At 71.4% G+C, this 14,867-nt stretch carries 10 protein-coding genes; 5 read left to right on the top strand and 5 right to left on the bottom strand.

Annotated features, from left to right (window positions below; all coding sequences use genetic code 11):
• Window positions 1–184: 184 nt before the first annotated feature.
• Both OG272_RS00950 and OG272_RS00945 read right to left on the bottom strand, forming a co-directional pair.
• Window positions 185–1,375 carry a YbdK family carboxylate-amine ligase gene (locus tag OG272_RS00950; protein WP_327731941.1) on the bottom strand — a complete coding sequence of 397 codons (1,191 nt, stop codon included), beginning with the start codon at window positions 1,373–1,375 and terminating at the stop codon, window positions 185–187.
• 276 nt (window positions 1,376–1,651) lie between these two features.
• The gene (locus OG272_RS00945; protein ID WP_405892178.1) at window positions 1,652–4,531 is read right to left on the bottom strand and encodes an XRE family transcriptional regulator; all 2,880 of its coding nucleotides are present in this window, start codon (window positions 4,529–4,531) and stop codon (window positions 1,652–1,654) included.
• A gap of 341 nt (window positions 4,532–4,872) precedes the next feature.
• On the opposite strand from OG272_RS00945, the gene OG272_RS00940 reads away from it, so the two are divergent.
• The 3 genes from OG272_RS00940 to OG272_RS00930 all read left to right on the top strand — a co-directional run bounded on the left by OG272_RS00940 (window position 4,873) and on the right by OG272_RS00930 (window position 8,505).
• Window positions 4,873–6,135 carry a tryptophan dimethylallyltransferase family protein gene (locus OG272_RS00940; RefSeq protein ID WP_405892176.1) on the top strand — a complete coding sequence of 421 codons (1,263 nt, stop codon included), beginning with the start codon at window positions 4,873–4,875 and terminating at the stop codon, window positions 6,133–6,135.
• 99 nt (window positions 6,136–6,234) lie between these two features.
• Window positions 6,235–7,602: a tryptophanase gene (locus OG272_RS00935; RefSeq protein WP_326573270.1), complete on the top strand. Its 1,368-nt coding sequence runs from the start codon at window positions 6,235–6,237 to the stop codon at window positions 7,600–7,602.
• Between the two features lie 57 nt (window positions 7,603–7,659).
• Window positions 7,660–8,505 carry an SAM-dependent methyltransferase gene (locus tag OG272_RS00930; protein ID WP_405892175.1) on the top strand — a complete coding sequence of 282 codons (846 nt, stop codon included), beginning with the start codon at window positions 7,660–7,662 and terminating at the stop codon, window positions 8,503–8,505.
• Between the two features lie 157 nt (window positions 8,506–8,662).
• On the opposite strand, the gene OG272_RS00925 is transcribed toward OG272_RS00930, so the two are convergent.
• Together OG272_RS00925 and OG272_RS00920 are read right to left on the bottom strand one after the other, a co-directional pair.
• Complete coding sequence (locus OG272_RS00925) at window positions 8,663–10,135, bottom strand: APC family permease (RefSeq protein WP_405892174.1); 1,473 nt, start codon at window positions 10,133–10,135, stop codon at window positions 8,663–8,665.
• 84 nt (window positions 10,136–10,219) lie between these two features.
• A complete protein-coding gene (locus OG272_RS00920) occupies window positions 10,220–10,954 on the bottom strand; it encodes a GntR family transcriptional regulator (protein ID WP_326573265.1) in 735 nt (244 codons plus the stop codon).
• Window positions 10,955–11,230: 276 nt separating this feature from the next.
• Here OG272_RS00920 and OG272_RS00915 point away from each other — a divergent pair, with 276 nt between their 5' ends.
• Window positions 11,231–12,670 (top strand): amino acid permease, encoded by a 1,440-nt coding sequence (locus tag OG272_RS00915; RefSeq protein ID WP_405892173.1) that lies wholly within the window; start codon window positions 11,231–11,233, stop codon window positions 12,668–12,670.
• A gap of 177 nt (window positions 12,671–12,847) precedes the next feature.
• Here the strand turns inward: OG272_RS00915 and OG272_RS00910 are convergent, their stop codons facing one another.
• Complete coding sequence (locus OG272_RS00910) at window positions 12,848–13,657, bottom strand: methyltransferase domain-containing protein (RefSeq protein ID WP_405892171.1); 810 nt, start codon at window positions 13,655–13,657, stop codon at window positions 12,848–12,850.
• Window positions 13,658–13,914: 257 nt separating this feature from the next.
• Here OG272_RS00910 and OG272_RS00905 point away from each other — a divergent pair, with 257 nt between their 5' ends.
• Window positions 13,915–14,781 carry an LLM class flavin-dependent oxidoreductase gene (locus OG272_RS00905; protein ID WP_405892170.1) on the top strand — a complete coding sequence of 289 codons (867 nt, stop codon included), beginning with the start codon at window positions 13,915–13,917 and terminating at the stop codon, window positions 14,779–14,781.
• The last annotated feature ends 86 nt before the right edge of the window (window positions 14,782–14,867 follow it).

Below are 14,867 nucleotides of genomic sequence, written 5' to 3'. Positions count from 1 at the left end.
GCGAGCATGAGCCGGTCGGTTTAGTGTCCGTGTCGGTATCGCTGCTGGGCATACGAGCCACTCCTTGATCACGGATGGCACCGGCGCCACGGGGCGGACGACGGTTTCTCCGTCCGGGTTCTCCGCGCTGTGGGCTGCTGCGGGTGACGGCCGGTGCCGGCCTGTCTGCACTGCCGCGCGGGTGTCAGCCGCCGATGGTCTCCACCGAGAACCCTGCCGAAGCCCCCGCCGGGCCCGCACCGGCTGCCGCGACGGGCCGCCGGCGCACGGCTCCGGGACCGACGCTCCGCCCATGCTCGCCCCGGGTCTCGGCGGCCATCGTCGCGACACAGGCGGGCAGGCCCGCTTCCTCGGCGACCTCGCGCAGGCGGTGGGCCGCGCTGCCCCGAGCCAGCGCCTCTTCCATGAGCACGCGTACGGTGTCCCAGTCGCCGAGGGCCTCCAGAAGCGGGCGCAGCCTTCGGAGCATGGCGCGCAGGACGGTCGGGGCCGGCGCGGCGACACGGGTGACGGGGTCGACCAGCGTGCCCTCCAGACCCGCCTGGGCCGCACGCCAGACCGCTGCCCGGAACCATTCGTGCCTGCCGTCACAGATCCACCCGTGCTGCTCCAGCCGGATTCGTGCCTCCTCGACCAGGGCGCGGAACAGCCCGGCGACGAGGACGACCGTCTCGGTGCGCGGGCAGGCGTCGCAGATGCGTAGCTCCAGGGTTCGCTGGTGATTGCTCGGCCGTATGTCGTAATAGACCATTCCCGGGTCCGTGATCACGCCGGAGCGGATCAGGCCCTCGACCGCGGCGTCGTAGTCGGCGGCTCCGGCGAAGCAGCCGACCGGGCCGGAGGTCGGCCAGCGCTGCCACAGCATCGTGCGCCAGCTCGCGTATCCGGTGTCCGCGCCGAGCCAGAACGGCGAGCTGGCGGACAGGGCCAGCAGCGGGGCCAGCCACGGCGAGACGGCGCACATGATCCGGACGGCCGTGTCACGGTCGGGTACGTCGACATGGACCTGCGCGCTGCAGACGAGATGCTCGTCGGCGACCTGGCGGTATTCGTCGACCATGTGCCGATAGCGGAAATCAGGGGTCGCGTCACCGGGCGTCACCCGCGCGAACGGCACGGTCCCGGCCGCGACGACGGCCAGCCCCAGCCCGGATGCCGCCCGGTCCAGCCGCCGCCGCGCCCCGGACAGATCGGCGTGCAGGGATTCCAGCGACTCGTGCACCTGGCTGTTCCACTCCACCGCCGACCGCTGCAGCTCGGTCGTGAACTCGGATCTGTGCAGGCGACCGAGGACCGTACCGGCACCCGGGACCAGCCGCCCGCTCTCCGCGTCCAGAACATGGAACTCTTCCTCTACGCCTACACGAACGGTCACGGCCTCTCCCTCATCCGTACCCGAGATCGTCCGCCGGGCCGGAGCCCTGCGGCGACCGTTGCGGAGGCCGAGTTCCCGGCAAATGCGTAGATAAGCCTCACCGGTGGACTTCCGCCGCCGTCGTGCCCCGTACGAGCGCTTTCCTGGCGTGCGGCGGCCCGGCAACCGCAAGGCCTGGGGCCCGGGCGAAGGCCGGGGCGGCATCTCGCTCGGGCGGGTACCTCGGACTGGTCCACCCATCCTCTTGACCTTGGAGAACAGGCTCAGGGGGCTGGTTCAGGTGTGGTCGGTGCAGGGCGGGCGGTAGTCGAGACCGGGGAAGTGGCGGGACCACTGGGCGCGGCTGATGGGGGTGCGGACGTGTGTGCAGGCGTGCGTGTGCGCCCTGCTCAGGTCGGTGTTCCAGATCTCGATGGTGTGGTCGTTGCTCAGGGTCACGATGGTGCCGTGTGCGGTGAGAGGGAGTACGGTCGCGAGTCCTCCGGAGAGGCCGGTGAGGGAGGCGCGTTCGGCGGGGCGCGGACGGTCGGCTGTTTCCCAGAGGCGTACGGTGCCGTCCAGGGCGGCCGTGACCGCCAGGCGGCTGTCGGGGGTGAATTCCACCGACGTGATCACGTCGGTGTGGCCTTGGAGTCTGCCCAGTCGTCGGGGATGGAGCGGATCGGTGACGTCCCACAGGAATGCCGTGTGGTCGTCGCTGCCGGAGAGGAGGGTACGGCCGTCGCGGCTGTAGGCGAGGGCGTCGACGAAGTTGTCGTGTCGCTCGAGAACGGCGATGACGGACGCACGGCGGGGGTCGGTGACGTCCCACAGTCGGACGGTGCGGTCGTCGGAGCCGGAGGCCAGGGTGGCGCCGTCGGGGCTGAAGGCCACCGGTTTGACGTTGAGCGTGTGGCCGGTGAGCTTGTTCAGGAGGCGCGGCCGGGCCGGGTCGCCGACGTTCCACAGTCGGACGGTGTGGTCGTAGCTGCCGGTGGCGAGCGTCCGGCCGTCCGGGCTCACGGCCAGCGAGAAGATGAAGTCGGTGTGGTGCGTCGGCGTACGGGAGAGCGGGCGTGGCTCCTGCGGGTCGGTGACGTCCCACAGCCGGATCTCACGGTCCTGGCCGGTGCCGATCAGCGTGTCCCCTCGTGGGCTGAAGGCCAGGTTGACGGCACTGCCGGAAGGGTCGTCCACGGTTCCCAGGACAGCGGGGTGCTGGGGATCGGTCAGGTCCCACAGCCGGAGACTGCCGTCGTCGCAGGCGGTGGCCAGCGTGCGGCCGTTGGGGGTGACGGCCAGGGCGTGGACATGACGGTCCAGCGTGCGTGGCGCCACGCTGAGCAGTCCGTCGCGGGTGGCCTGGTTCGACTCCAACTGGTGTGCGGCCAGGGCGAGCTGGGCAGCGAGCGAGCGGTCGCGGGCACGCAGCGCCGTCGAGGCGTCGGCGGCTTTGAGAGCGAGGGCGTGGTTGCGCTGCGAGGTGACGATCCGCTGGGAGCGCACCGCGAAGCCGACGGCGGACGCGGCACAGAGCAGCAGGACGACGAGGGCCGCGACGAGCCGGCGCCGACGGCGGACGCGGTGACGAGCGCGCAGCGCCTGGGCCCGTTCCGCGGTCTCGCTCGCGTCGAGGAAGGCGCGTTCCCGGGCGGTCAGCGCCTCTTCGGGAAGATCCTTGGCGGCGGCCAGACGCGTGCCCCGGTAGAGGGTGTCGGGATCACGGTCCAGGGATTCCCAGACCGCGGTGGCCTCGGTGAGGGCGCGGTGCAGCCGCAGGCGGTCCCGGTCCTCGTTCAGCCAGCGGCCGAGGCGGGGCCAGCAGCGGATCAGGGCCTCGTGGGTGATCTCGACGTGGTCCCGGTCGACGGTCAGCAGACGTGCCCGGGTGGCCTGTTCGAGGACCAGCGCGGTGTCACGGGTGTCGTCGAGTTCCTGCCGCGGTACACGGCGCTTGGTGTCCTCGGTGCCCTCGCCCAGGGCGATGAGCCGCAGGAAGAGCTGTCGGGTGATGCTCCGCTGGGTGTCGCTCAGGTCTGAGTGGAAGGCTTCGGCGGTCTGGGCGAGGGCGCCTTCGAAGCCGCCCGCCGCCTGGAATCCGGCGAGGGTGAGGGCGTTGCCGCGCCGGCGGTGCCAGGTCTCCAGAAGCGCGTGCGAGAGCAGGGGCAGCGCCCCGGACCGGCCGTGGGCGTCGGTGGTGAGCGCCGCGAGGAGGGCCCCCTCGACGGTCAGTCCGGCGCGGGCGGCGGGCCTGACGATCGCCGCCCGCAGTTCGTCGAGGGTCATCGGGCCGACGGGGAGGTGAGCCTCGGCCAGGACGTCGACGAGGGCGGGCAGCCGGGTGCAGTGCGTGTAGAAATCCGACCGCACGGCCAGGGCGACCCGGCAGCGGCTGCCGGAGGTGTGTGCGGCGTGCAGGAGTGCGGCGACGAAGGCCTCGCGTTCCTCCGCGTCGTGGCAGAGGGTGAACACCTCCTCGAACTGGTCCACGATGACGATGAGTTCGTCGGCCGGGTCCGGCGAGCCGGTCAGGATCTGGCGCACCACGCGGTGCAGCGTGCGCGGCTCCGAGGCGAGTTCGGCACACACCGACCCCGGTGTGAGATGCGCGCGGGCCGCCAGCTGGATCGCGCATTCCTCCAAGGGATGGGGGCCGGGCGTCATCACCAGGGCGGGTTTTCCGGAGAAACAGGGGAGAACCCCGGCGCGCAGCACCGAGGACTTTCCGGATCCCGAAGCCCCGAACAGAACAAGGAATCTCTTTTTATTCAGGTGTTCGACCAGTCTGGTCGTCAGATTCTCACGGCCGAAGAACGCGTCCGCGTCAGCCTGTTGAAAAGAGGCCAGACCCACATAGGGCGCGGAAGTCGTGTCGTCGGCCCGGTCCGGGACCGCGCCCACCGTCCCGGCGGCGCATTCGGTGGCCGTCCTGCGCCAGATCGACTCCCATTCCCGCTCGTCACCGCCGCAGGCGCGGACGTAGGCGAGGGTGACGGCCAGGGTGGGCAGTCGGCGTCCCGCCGCGGCGGCGGAGAGCGCCGCGATCGAATAGTGCGCCCGCCGCGCGAGGTCCCGGTAGGTCGGACTACCGGCCTGCTCCCGCAGCTTTCGTAATTGCGCGGCGAAATCCGACAGCGGACCGCCTTCCGCTTCCAGTGGACGCTCTCCACGTGGCACCTGCACGCACCTCCCCGAGCCATTCGGGATTGTTCACCATGCGTTTGTTCAGCGCCAGTCCGCCGATCGTGAACAACGAACAGCGGATACAAACGGTGCATCAGGTCCCGCACCGAGGCCGAAAAGCCCTTGCATATCGGATATCGGCCCGCGCCGCAGCCGGGCGGTGCGCGGCACCGGAGTGCGCGACTCCGGTTCCACGACTTCGATGCCACGACGCCGACGCCACGACACCGATGCGGACCCGGACCTGCCGAGAGGCAGCACACAGATCCGCGGCAGACACGACACATCGCGGCGAGCACGACCGATCCGCGAGCACACCCGAATTGGGAGGACACATGAACGCATACACGCGCCAGTGCGCCGGACGGCCGGCCGGGGCCGTGGGCACCCCGCCCCCGCTGACCGGCCCGCTGCGGGCCACCGGTCCGGACGAGAACACCGCGGGGCGCCGCGATCCGGACCGGCTGGGCGGATTCGCCGCCGAGCAGCTGGGACGGCTGTGCGACGTCGCCGGGATCGACGCGCAGCGACGAGCCGCCCACCAGCGGGTGCTGGTCGAACTGCTGGGCCCGGCCGCCGCACAGTCCTTGGCCGGCCCGCCGCCTTCACCGTCGTTCGTCTCCGACGATCACACGCCGGTGGAGTACTCGCTGACCTTCCCCGCCGGAGCCGCCCCCGTACTGCGGGTGCTGGTCGACCCGGGGTGCGCCGCCCGCGCCCTGCCGGACAACGCCCGGACGGCATGGGCCGCCGTGGGGCGGCTGGCCGCGCGACGGGGGGTCGGGCTCGACGGGCTGACGCGCGTGAGCGACCTCTTCCTGCCGCCGGTGCCGGAGGGGCCGCTGACCCTGTGGTGCGCCCTCGAACTGCGGCCGGCCGGCCCACCGGGACTCAAGCTGTACCTGAACCCCGGCGCGCGGGGCGCCGAGCGGAGCATGGAGACCGTCGGCGAGGCCATGGCGAGGCTCGGCCACGCACGGGCGTTCGAGCCCGTGCGGCGTTACCTGGAGCCCCGCTTCCCCGAGCGCGCCACCTTGATGTTCTTCGCCCTGGACGTGGGCCCGTGGGCCGAGCCACGGGTGAAGGCCTACGTCGTCCACCAGCACGCCACGGCCGCCGACGCGGCGGACGCGGCCGGCCTCGTGCCCGGGGCGTGCCCCGACCGTGTGGCGGATCTGTGCCGCCGGGTCAACGCAGACGAGCCCTTCAGCCGGCTTCCCCTCATCTCCTGCTACTCGTTCACCGGCGCGGACGCCGGCCGTCCCACCGGCCACTGCATCCATGTCCCCGTCCGCGCCTACGTCCGCGACGACCGGGCGGCACGCGACCACGCCGTGCGGCTCCTGCGGCAGTACGGCGTCGACAGCGCTCCGCTCGACCGAGCCCTCGCCGCGCTCACCGACCGGGACCTGAGCGCGGGGGTGGGTCTCATCTCGTACCTGAGTCTCGTCCAGGCGGGCCGTCAGGCACCGCGGATCACCACCTACTTCTCCTCCGAGGCGTACCACGTCTTCCCGCCACGGGAGGACACCGGATCCAGCGCCCCGGCCGATGGCCGGCCGGCCGCAGCCCGCACCGGCCAGATCCGCACGAGTTAGTCCCGCACCGGCCAAGTCCCGTCAGTCAAGTCCGATCAGTCAAGCCCGCACCGCTCGGCCGACCCGTCGGCCGACGGATACCCGAAGGGAAAACCGACCGTGGAGCCGTACCGGATCAAGGTCGTCGAGCCGATCCCCGTCACCACCCGCGAGCAGCGGCAGGCCGCCCTCGACCGCGTCCACTACAACCTCTTCGACCTGCGCGCCGACGAGGTCACCGTCGACCTGCTCACCGACTCGGGAACCGGCGCGCTGTCCGCCGCCCAGTTGTCCGCCGCGATGAACGGCGACGAGTCCTACGCGGGCTCACGCTCCTTCCACCGTTTCCACGACACCGTCCGGGAGCTGACCGGCTATCCGCACATCCTGCCGGTGCACCAGGGACGGGCGGCCGAGCGGCTCGTGGCCTCGACGCTCCTCGGCCCCGGCAAGGTCTTCGTCAGCAACACGCACTTCGACACCCTGCGGGCCAACGTCGCGCTGCGCGGGGGCGAGGCCTGGGACCTGCCCTGTCCCGAGGCTCTGGACCTGGACAGCACCGAGCCGTTCAAGGGGAACATCGACACCGCCCGCCTGAAGGCCGTCCTGGACGGACCGGACGGCTCCCGTGTCGCCGCGGTGATCATGACGCTGACCAACAACGGCGGCGGGGGCCAGCCGGTGTCCATGGCCAACCTGACGCTGGCCTCCGCGCTCTGCCGGGAGCACGGCGTGCCCCTGCTGCTGGACGCGGCGCGGTTCGCGGAGAACGCCTGGCTCGTCACCCAACGGGAGGCCGCCTACCGCGACCACAGCCCGCGGCAGGTCGCCGAGGAAGCCTTCCGGCTCGCCGACGGCTGCATGATGAGCGCGAAGAAGGACGGCATCGCCCACATCGGCGGCTTCCTGGGCCTGCACGACACCGGCCTCGCCCGGCGCTGCGAACTGCTGCTCATCGCCACCGAAGGCTTCCCCACCTACGGCGGACTGGCCGGACGGGACCTGGACATGGTCGCCCAGGGCCTGAGCGAGGTCACCGATCCGGGGTATCTGCGGGCGCGGGCCGAGGACACCGCGTACCTGGCGGACCTCGTGCGGTCGGCGGGGGTCGACATCGTCGAGCCGCCCGGGCTGCACGCGCTCTACCTCAACGCCGGCCGTCTGCTGCCGCACATCCCGCCGCACCGGTTCCCCGGTCAGGCGCTGGCCTGTCGACTGTATCTGGAGGGCGGCATCCGCGGCGTGGAGCTCGGCTCCCTCTACCTGGGCACGGAGGACGAGCACGGCAACCCGCTCACCAGCGCGCCGCACGAGTTGCTGCGACTGGCGATTCCGCGCAGGACGTACACCCGTGGCCACTTCGACCACGTCGCGCGGACGCTGGCCCGCACGGTCCGCGACGCCCACCTCATCCCCGGTCTGCGGATCACCGAACAGCCCGACTCCCTACGGCAGTTCCGGTCCAAGCTCGCCCCCGTCGCCCTCTAGGCGCGGCCTCGCCGGCAGCCCTCCTCGGGCATCCCCTCACGAAAGGCCCTCCACCACATGGGACACGAGCAGCGAGTACGCACCTTCTACGACTACGCCGGACCCGCCTACGAGGCGCTCACGGACGACACCTGGCACCACGGCGACCCGGCGGCGGAGGCACGCGGCCTGCCGCCCCGGCAGGCCGCCCGGGCACTGGAGGAACGGCTGGTCCGCCTGGCCGGGCTGCGGCCGGGCGACAGGGCACTCGACTTCGGCAGCGGCGTGGGCGGCGCCACCCTGCACATGGCCGCCCGCACGGGGGCGACCTTCGTCGGGCTGTCCAACAACGAATGGCTCTCCCAGCGCGCCCGCCGACTGGCCGCCGAGCGGCAACTGGCCGACCGGGTGCAGTTCCTCACCGTCGGCGACGAGGACTACACCACCCTCGCCGCCTGGCCCGACATGAGCTTCGACGCCATCACCTTCTACGAGTCCGTGTGCCATCTGCCGCGCAGAGAACGCTTCTTCCGATCCGCCCACCGGCTCCTGAAACCAGGAGGGACCCTCGTCGGTGTCGACTGGCTGCAACGCCCGTTCGGCCCCCATCGCACGCCGGAGGCGATCGCGCACTTCATCGACCCGGTCAACGACACCGTCTGCCTCGCCGGCCTCGGCACCCTCCACGACTACGAGTCGATGCTGGAGGACGCCGGATTCCTCGTCACCCTCGCCGAGGACCTCTTTCCCGGCATCCCCTGCTGGGGCAGCACCCCGCCCAAGGACCGGCCGAAGTGGCTCGGTTACGACGGCCCCGGGGCCGAACGGATCCAGGCCGGCAAACACGCCCTCGACGCCGCACGAGGCGCCGGCGTCTTCACCGTCGGGGCCTTCGCCGCCCACCGTCCCGATTCCGTGACCTGAACGCCGTCCTTCCGGGTGGGGGAGGGGCGGCCGGGGCGGTCAGGATCCGCACGTGAACGGCTGTCGGTGCCGAGGATCGCGACGAGGACGAGGCGTCGGAGCGACACGTCAGGCCGCCGAGGACGACTGCGACACCCGGCTCCCGTCTCTCGCCTCGCTACTCGGCGTCGGCGACGACCGAGCCCACCCGCTCGGCCAGCCCGGGATCACGGCGGACCAGGACGGCCGCGTAGCCCACGGCCGCGACCAGGGCGGCCAGTGCCGCGTACGGGAACCAGCTGTACGGGGCGGGCTGGCCCGGCTTGGCGAGGTAGTACAACGGCACGAGGATGGCGAGGGCGCCGATCGAGGGCAGTACCAGGTGCCGTACGGTCCGGAACTCCTGCGGGCGGTATCTGCGGTAGTACAGCGGCAGGGCGATGTTGGACGCGAGGTAGACCAGCAGGATCAGGATGGCGCCCAGGCTCGAGGACTCCGTGAAGAAGACCACGGGGTTCATCGAGCCGCCGTCGGAACCGAGCAGGTGACCCAGTCCCCAGCCTCCGATGATCAGCAGCGCGGTGACGGTGAAGGTGACGATCGCGTTGTTCGGCGTTCGGCGCGTGGGGTGCACATAGCCGAAGAAGGACGGCAGCAGCCCCTCGCGCCCCGCGTTGAACACCAGGCGGGCCTGGGAGTTGATGCCCGCGATCAGTACGCCCAGCGTGGAGGTCAGGCCGCCGACGTAGGCGAGGATCGCCAGTGCGCCGAGGGTGTGCTGGGCGACGTCGATGAAGGGGATCCGGGAGGCGCCGAGCCGCTCCACGTCGTAGCCGAAGCCGGTCACCGTGGCGTAGGAGAAGAGGATGTAACTGACGGTCATGATCGCGACCGAGGAGAACACGGCGCGGCCGACGTTGCGCCGCGGGTTCTCCGTCTCCTCGGCGAGCGCCGCCGAGTTCTCCCAGCCGATGAACAGGTACACCGCCAGCGGGAAGCCGGCTGCCAGCCCGCTGAGACCGTGGGTGAGGTGGCCGGGCATGAACGGGGCGGCGGACAGATCGCCGCGGTGCTCGACGATCGCCGCGACCGAGACCACGACGAGCACCAGCATCTCCACGCCGAAGAAGTAACCGGCCCACTTGGTGGAGACCACGATCCCGCGCAGCATCAGCACCACGGACAGCCCGGTCAGCAGCAGCGTCCAGATGATCCACGGCAGGTCCACGCCCGTGTAGTGGTGCAGGGTGATCTGCACGAAGCCACCCGAGATCGCGATCACCGAGGCCATCGCGATGATGTAGCCGAGTCCGGCCAGCAGGGCCGTGGTCACCGCGCTGACCGGCCCGAACGTCCGGCCGACGAAGGTGATGAAGCTGCCCGCTGAGGGGTGCGCCCGGGAGAACTCGGCCAGTGTGTTGCCGAGCAGCGCGACCGCCACCCCCGCCGCCACGATGGTCAGCGGGGACGCGACCCCCGCGGTGGTGGCCAAGAAGGCGAAGCCGAAGAAGAAGCTCATCGCCGGGCCGACGTTGGCCATCGTGGCGGCGGCGATGTCGGCCATGCCCAGGACACCGCCGCGCAGACGCTGCGGCGGGCCGTCGGCGGGGCCCGACGTCGACGACGGGCCGACAGGTCCGGGGTCAGGCATGGCGACAGTTCCTTTTGCGAGGTGGCGGTCCCGGCGGGAGACGCGGAGACGGGGACGGGGACGGGGGCGGGGGCGGGGGCGGGGTCAGTTCGGTCCGGCGTGCCGGTGTGCCTTCACCGCGTGCACCGCCGGGTCCATCGCGCCACGGGCGAGTTCGACGAGCAGGTCGGCGTGGCAGCGGTTGCGGGCCCGTACGACCGAGGCATCCGGCGCGGGCCCCAGCAGGCACTGCCGACCGAGCAGGTCCGCGGCGAACTCACGGATCCCGACGCCACCGAGGGCCTCCGCTAGGTCGAGATGGAAGCGGGTCTCCAGCTCCAGCAGCCGGGCCGGATCCTCGGCATCGTCCATCTCCTCGACCAGCGCCCGCAGTCCGTCGAGCCGCCCGTCCGGGACCTCGCCGGAGCTGTGGGCCACGAGTCCGCATTCGAGCAGCAGATGGAAGGAGTCCAGCGAGGCCGCCTCGTCGACGTCGTGCAGCACGGCGACGACCGTGTCCCAGTCCGGCGCGACGAAGGTCCCGCCCGCCCGGCCCCGACGACGGTCGAGCAGACCGTCCTGACACATGGCCTCCAGCGCGCGGCGCACGGTGATCTCGCTGATCCCCAGTTCCTCGGCGAGGACGCCCGCGTCCGGCAGTCGGTCGCCCGGCGCCACGGACCTCAGACGCAACCGCAGGGCGATCCTGGACCTGACCAGTTCCGCTCCCGTGGGTCCCCGACCGGCCAGGACGCGGGTGTCCCACGCCCCGCCGAGCGGCGCGGGCCGCGCGGGCGCCGGCTGGTTGTAGGGACCGAACTTGCCCGCTGCATTCACCACGACGCCACCTTAACGGCCTGCTGGGCGTGGGCACGGCGCACGGCGACGGCATCCGTTCGTAAGGCTCTCGCGACCATGCCGCGGTGTGGTGCATGGGGACTCCCCAGGGGACCGGAACACGGGGACGACACGGTGGCAGCCACGGAGGACGGAGGACGCCGTCCGCGCTGCACGAAAAATAGAGCAAGGTGAACAGTTAAACAAGTCTTGTTCTTTTCGATCGTACTGAACTAATTTCCAGACGCCCTGGTCCGCACTCCCTCCATGGATGTCGAGATGACCACAACCGTCCCCAAAAGCCCTCCCACAGAGCCTCAGTCCGGCCTCCAGGCCGGACTGAAGAGCCGCCATCTGTCGATGATCGCCATCGGCGGTGTCATCGGCGCCGGCCTGTTCGTCGGCTCCGGCTCAGGCATCGCCGCCGCCGGCCCCGGCATCCTGATCTCGTACGCCCTCGTCGGCGTCCTGGTCGTTCTCGTGATGCGCATGCTCGGCGAGATGGCCGCGGCCAACCCCACCTCCGGCTCGTTCTCCGCCTATGCCGACCGTGCGCTCGGCCGCTGGGCCGGCTTCACCATCGGCTGGCTGTACTGGTTCTTCTGGGTCGTGGTGCTCGCCGTCGAGGCGACCGCCGGAGCCAAGATCCTGGCGGGCTGGATACCGGCGGTCCCCCAGTGGGGCTGGGCCCTGATCGTCATGATCGTCCTCACCGCCACCAACCTCGTCTCGGTGAGCTCCTACGGCGAGTTCGAGTTCTGGTTCGCCGGCATCAAGGTCGTCGCGATCGCAGCGTTCATCGTGGTCGGCGGCCTCGCTCTCTTCGGCCTGCTGCCCGGCTCGGACCACCCGGCGTCCGGCTTCTCCAACCTCACCGCGCACGGCGGCTTCCTGCCGAACGGACCCGGAGCGATCCTCACCGGCGTCCTGATGGTCGTCTTCTCCTTCATGGGCAGCGAGATCGTCACCCTGGCGGCGGGCGAGACCGCCGACCCGCGGGCCGCCGTCACCAAGTCCACCAACAGCGTCATCTGGCGGATCGCGGTGTTCTACCTGGGCTCGATCCTGATCGTGGTGTCGCTGCTGCGCTGGGACGACCCGGCGATCCTCAAGGACGGCTCGTACGTCGCCGCCCTGAGCTCCATCGGCATCCCGCACGCCGGCCAGATCATGAACGCCATCGTGCTGACCTCGGTGCTGTCCTGTCTCAACTCCGGCCTGTACACCGCCTCGCGCATGGCCTTCTCCCTCGGCCGGCGCAGCGACGCCCCGGCCGGCTTCGGGCGGACCACGGGCAGCGGAGTCCCGCGGGCGGCCATCCTGGCCTCGGTGGTCTTCGGCTTCGTCGCGGTCGCCTTCAACTACCTGTGGCCGGACACGGTCTTCCAGTTCCTGCTCAACTCCTCCGGCGCGATCGCCCTGTTCGTCTGGCTGGTCATCTGCTTCTCCCAGCTGCGGATGCGCAAGATCATCGAGCGGGAGTCGCCGGAGAAGCTGGTCGTCCGGATGTGGCTCTACCCCTACCTGACCTGGGCCACCATCGCCCTCATCACCTTCGTCCTGGGCTACATGCTCACCGACACGGCCGACGGCGGCGGCCGTGACCAGGTCGTCCTGTCGACCCTGGTGGCCGTGGGTGTGGTGGTCCTCGCCCTGATCCGCCGACGCCGGTCCGCCCGAAACGAGACAGGGACGCCGGACCGCGTCACCCTGTCGTAGGCGGACCTGCTCCGGTTCCGACCGCCGTGGTGGTGGCACGCGTCCTTCCGGCCGTGCCACCACCACGGCATCGGTCCGGTCCCAGGCGGACGGCCCGGACCGGGCAGGCCGTCGGTCGCGCAGGTCGCGCAGGTCGCGCAGGTTGCGTCGGGCGCGTCGGCACCGTGGTGCCCGGTGTCAGGCGCGGCGGCCGATGGCGACGTAGGTGTTGCCGAAGAAGCGGAGGTCGGTCAAAGCCTGTTCGACCTCGTGGAACGCCTCGTCCCATCGGGCGATGTCGTCCGGCGTGACGAGGCCCTCGGCGAGCAGGGCGTCACGGGCGGCCCAGGCGGGACCGCGCATCCCGGGCGGGGGCGTCATGACGTTGATGTGGCCCTCGTAGGCGATGACTTCGAGACCGGCGGCGGTGAGGAGCTCGTCGAGCCGGGTGCCGACGGCGAGGTCGTTGCCCCGGCGTCGGTGCAGTTCGCGGTAGCGCTCGTCCATCTCGTCGTACGTGGCGGGGGCGCCCCGCAGCCGGAAGCCGGTCGCGTCGACGTCGACGAGGTACACCGTGCCGCCGCCGGGCCTGGCCAGCTCGGCGAGATGGTCCACGATCGCCTGCTCCCGGCCGCCGTTGTGGGCGAGCACGTGCCGGAGCATCACCACGTCGAACGAGCCCTCGGCCAGCCCGGTGGCGTCGGCGGATCCGGTGCCGGTGTGCACGGGGACGCCGGAGCGTTCGGCGAGCGCGGCGGCGACGGCCAGCGCGTCAGCGTCGCGGTCCACGGCCCAGACGGCACCGTCGGGGGCGACGATGTCCGCAAGCCGCACCGAGAGCGCGCCCGGCCCGCACCCCACGTCAGCGATCCGCGCCCCGGGAGCCACCCCGGCGGACGTCCACAGCTCGCGTTCACGCCGCTCGGCGATGTCGGCCATGAGCCGGTAGCGCGCGATCTCCGAGTCGTCGAGGGTCAGTGAGTAGTCGGCCACTGGGGTTCCTCCCATGGTTCGTCGGTGGCCCATTGTGGGCGGCCGGCCGCCGTCGCAGAGCATGACGTACGCGGCGTTTCGCCGGTTGACGGCTGTGAGGTGAAGTGAGGTGAGGTGACTGCGCCGAAGCTTCTCCAAGGGCTGGCTCAGGGCGGGGAACGCGGACCGTGCTGATTGCCCTGGCCGAGGCGTTGTCGGATGGGACGTTCGTCAGCGGATGTGCCGTGAAACGCCGTTGATCCGCTCGTTGTCAGCCGCGTAGGTTCGCCCCTATGACAAACGTACGGATCGGTGTGATGCACGACCGCGACTGGGCCCCGGAGGGGTTGCCCGAGTTCGCGCGGCGGGCCGAGGCGCTCGGTGTGGACGATCTGTGGGTGGTGGAGGACCTCGGCTGGAACGGCGGCGTGTCGGCGGCGGCCGTGGCCCTGGGCGCGACGCACCGCCTGCGGATCGGTATCGGTATCACCCCGGCCCCGCTGCGCAGCCCGGCGCTGCTGGCGATGGAACTGGCCACACTGGCCCGGGTGTTCCCCGGCCGGCTGGTGGCCGGCATCGGGCACGGCGTGCGGGACTGGATGGTCCAGGTCGGTGTCGCGCCCCGCTCCCCGCTGGCTCTGCTGGAGGAGACGATCACCTCCGTGCGCGCGCTGCTGCGCGGTGAGCGTGTCGAAGTGACGGGGCGTGAAGTGAAGCTGGACGGGGTCGAGTTGGTCCATCCGCCGGCCGAGGTCCCGCCGGTCGTCGCGGGCGTGGTGCGCCCGCTCTCCCTCGAACTGTCCGGCCGGGTCGCCGACGGCACGCTGATCGCCGAGGGCCACGGTCCGCGCGATCTGGAACACATCCGTGAGCTGACCGCCAAGGGCGGCGCCACCGCCGACCACACCCTGACCGTCTTCGCCTTCGCGTGCGTCGGCGACGACCCCGACGAGGTGGCGCGCACCCTCCACCCCCACACCGAGGGCCACGGCGCGTGGCTGGGCCGCCCCCAGGAGGAGGTCTTCACCGTGTCCGGCGACGCCGCCCGGGCCGCCGACGGCATCCGCGCCCTCGCGGCGGCCGGCGCGGACACGGTCGTCCTGCGCTTCGTGGGCGAAGATCCGCTGGGGCAGTTGGAGGCCGTACTCGGAGCCCGGTAGGCGCCCCCGCCCGAGACGCGTCGCCCCCGCCCACGCGACGACGTGACGGAGCGGCGTCGACGAGTTGTTTTCGACCGCCCCGGACG

Source organism: Streptomyces sp. NBC_00104, assembly GCF_045160825.1.
In the GTDB taxonomy this organism is placed as follows: Bacteria; Actinomycetota; Actinomycetes; order Streptomycetales; family Streptomycetaceae; genus Streptomyces.
The sequence above is the reverse complement of the archived record's forward strand: the minus strand, read 5'-3'. Positions and strand labels throughout refer to the sequence as shown.

Coding starts and splice junctions, on each gene's coding strand:
- OG272_RS00940 (WP_405892176.1), top strand. CDS start 4,873: ATGAACGCATACACGCGCCAGTGCGCCGGACGGCCGGCCGGGGCCGTG.
- OG272_RS00930 (WP_405892175.1), top strand. CDS start 7,660: ATGGGACACGAGCAGCGAGTACGCACCTTCTACGACTACGCCGGACCC.
- OG272_RS00925 (WP_405892174.1), bottom strand. CDS start 10,135: ATGCCTGACCCCGGACCTGTCGGCCCGTCGTCGACGTCGGGCCCCGCC.
- OG272_RS00915 (WP_405892173.1), top strand. CDS start 11,231: ATGACCACAACCGTCCCCAAAAGCCCTCCCACAGAGCCTCAGTCCGGC.
- OG272_RS00910 (WP_405892171.1), bottom strand. CDS start 13,657: ATGGGAGGAACCCCAGTGGCCGACTACTCACTGACCCTCGACGACTCG.
- OG272_RS00905 (WP_405892170.1), top strand. CDS start 13,915: ATGACAAACGTACGGATCGGTGTGATGCACGACCGCGACTGGGCCCCG.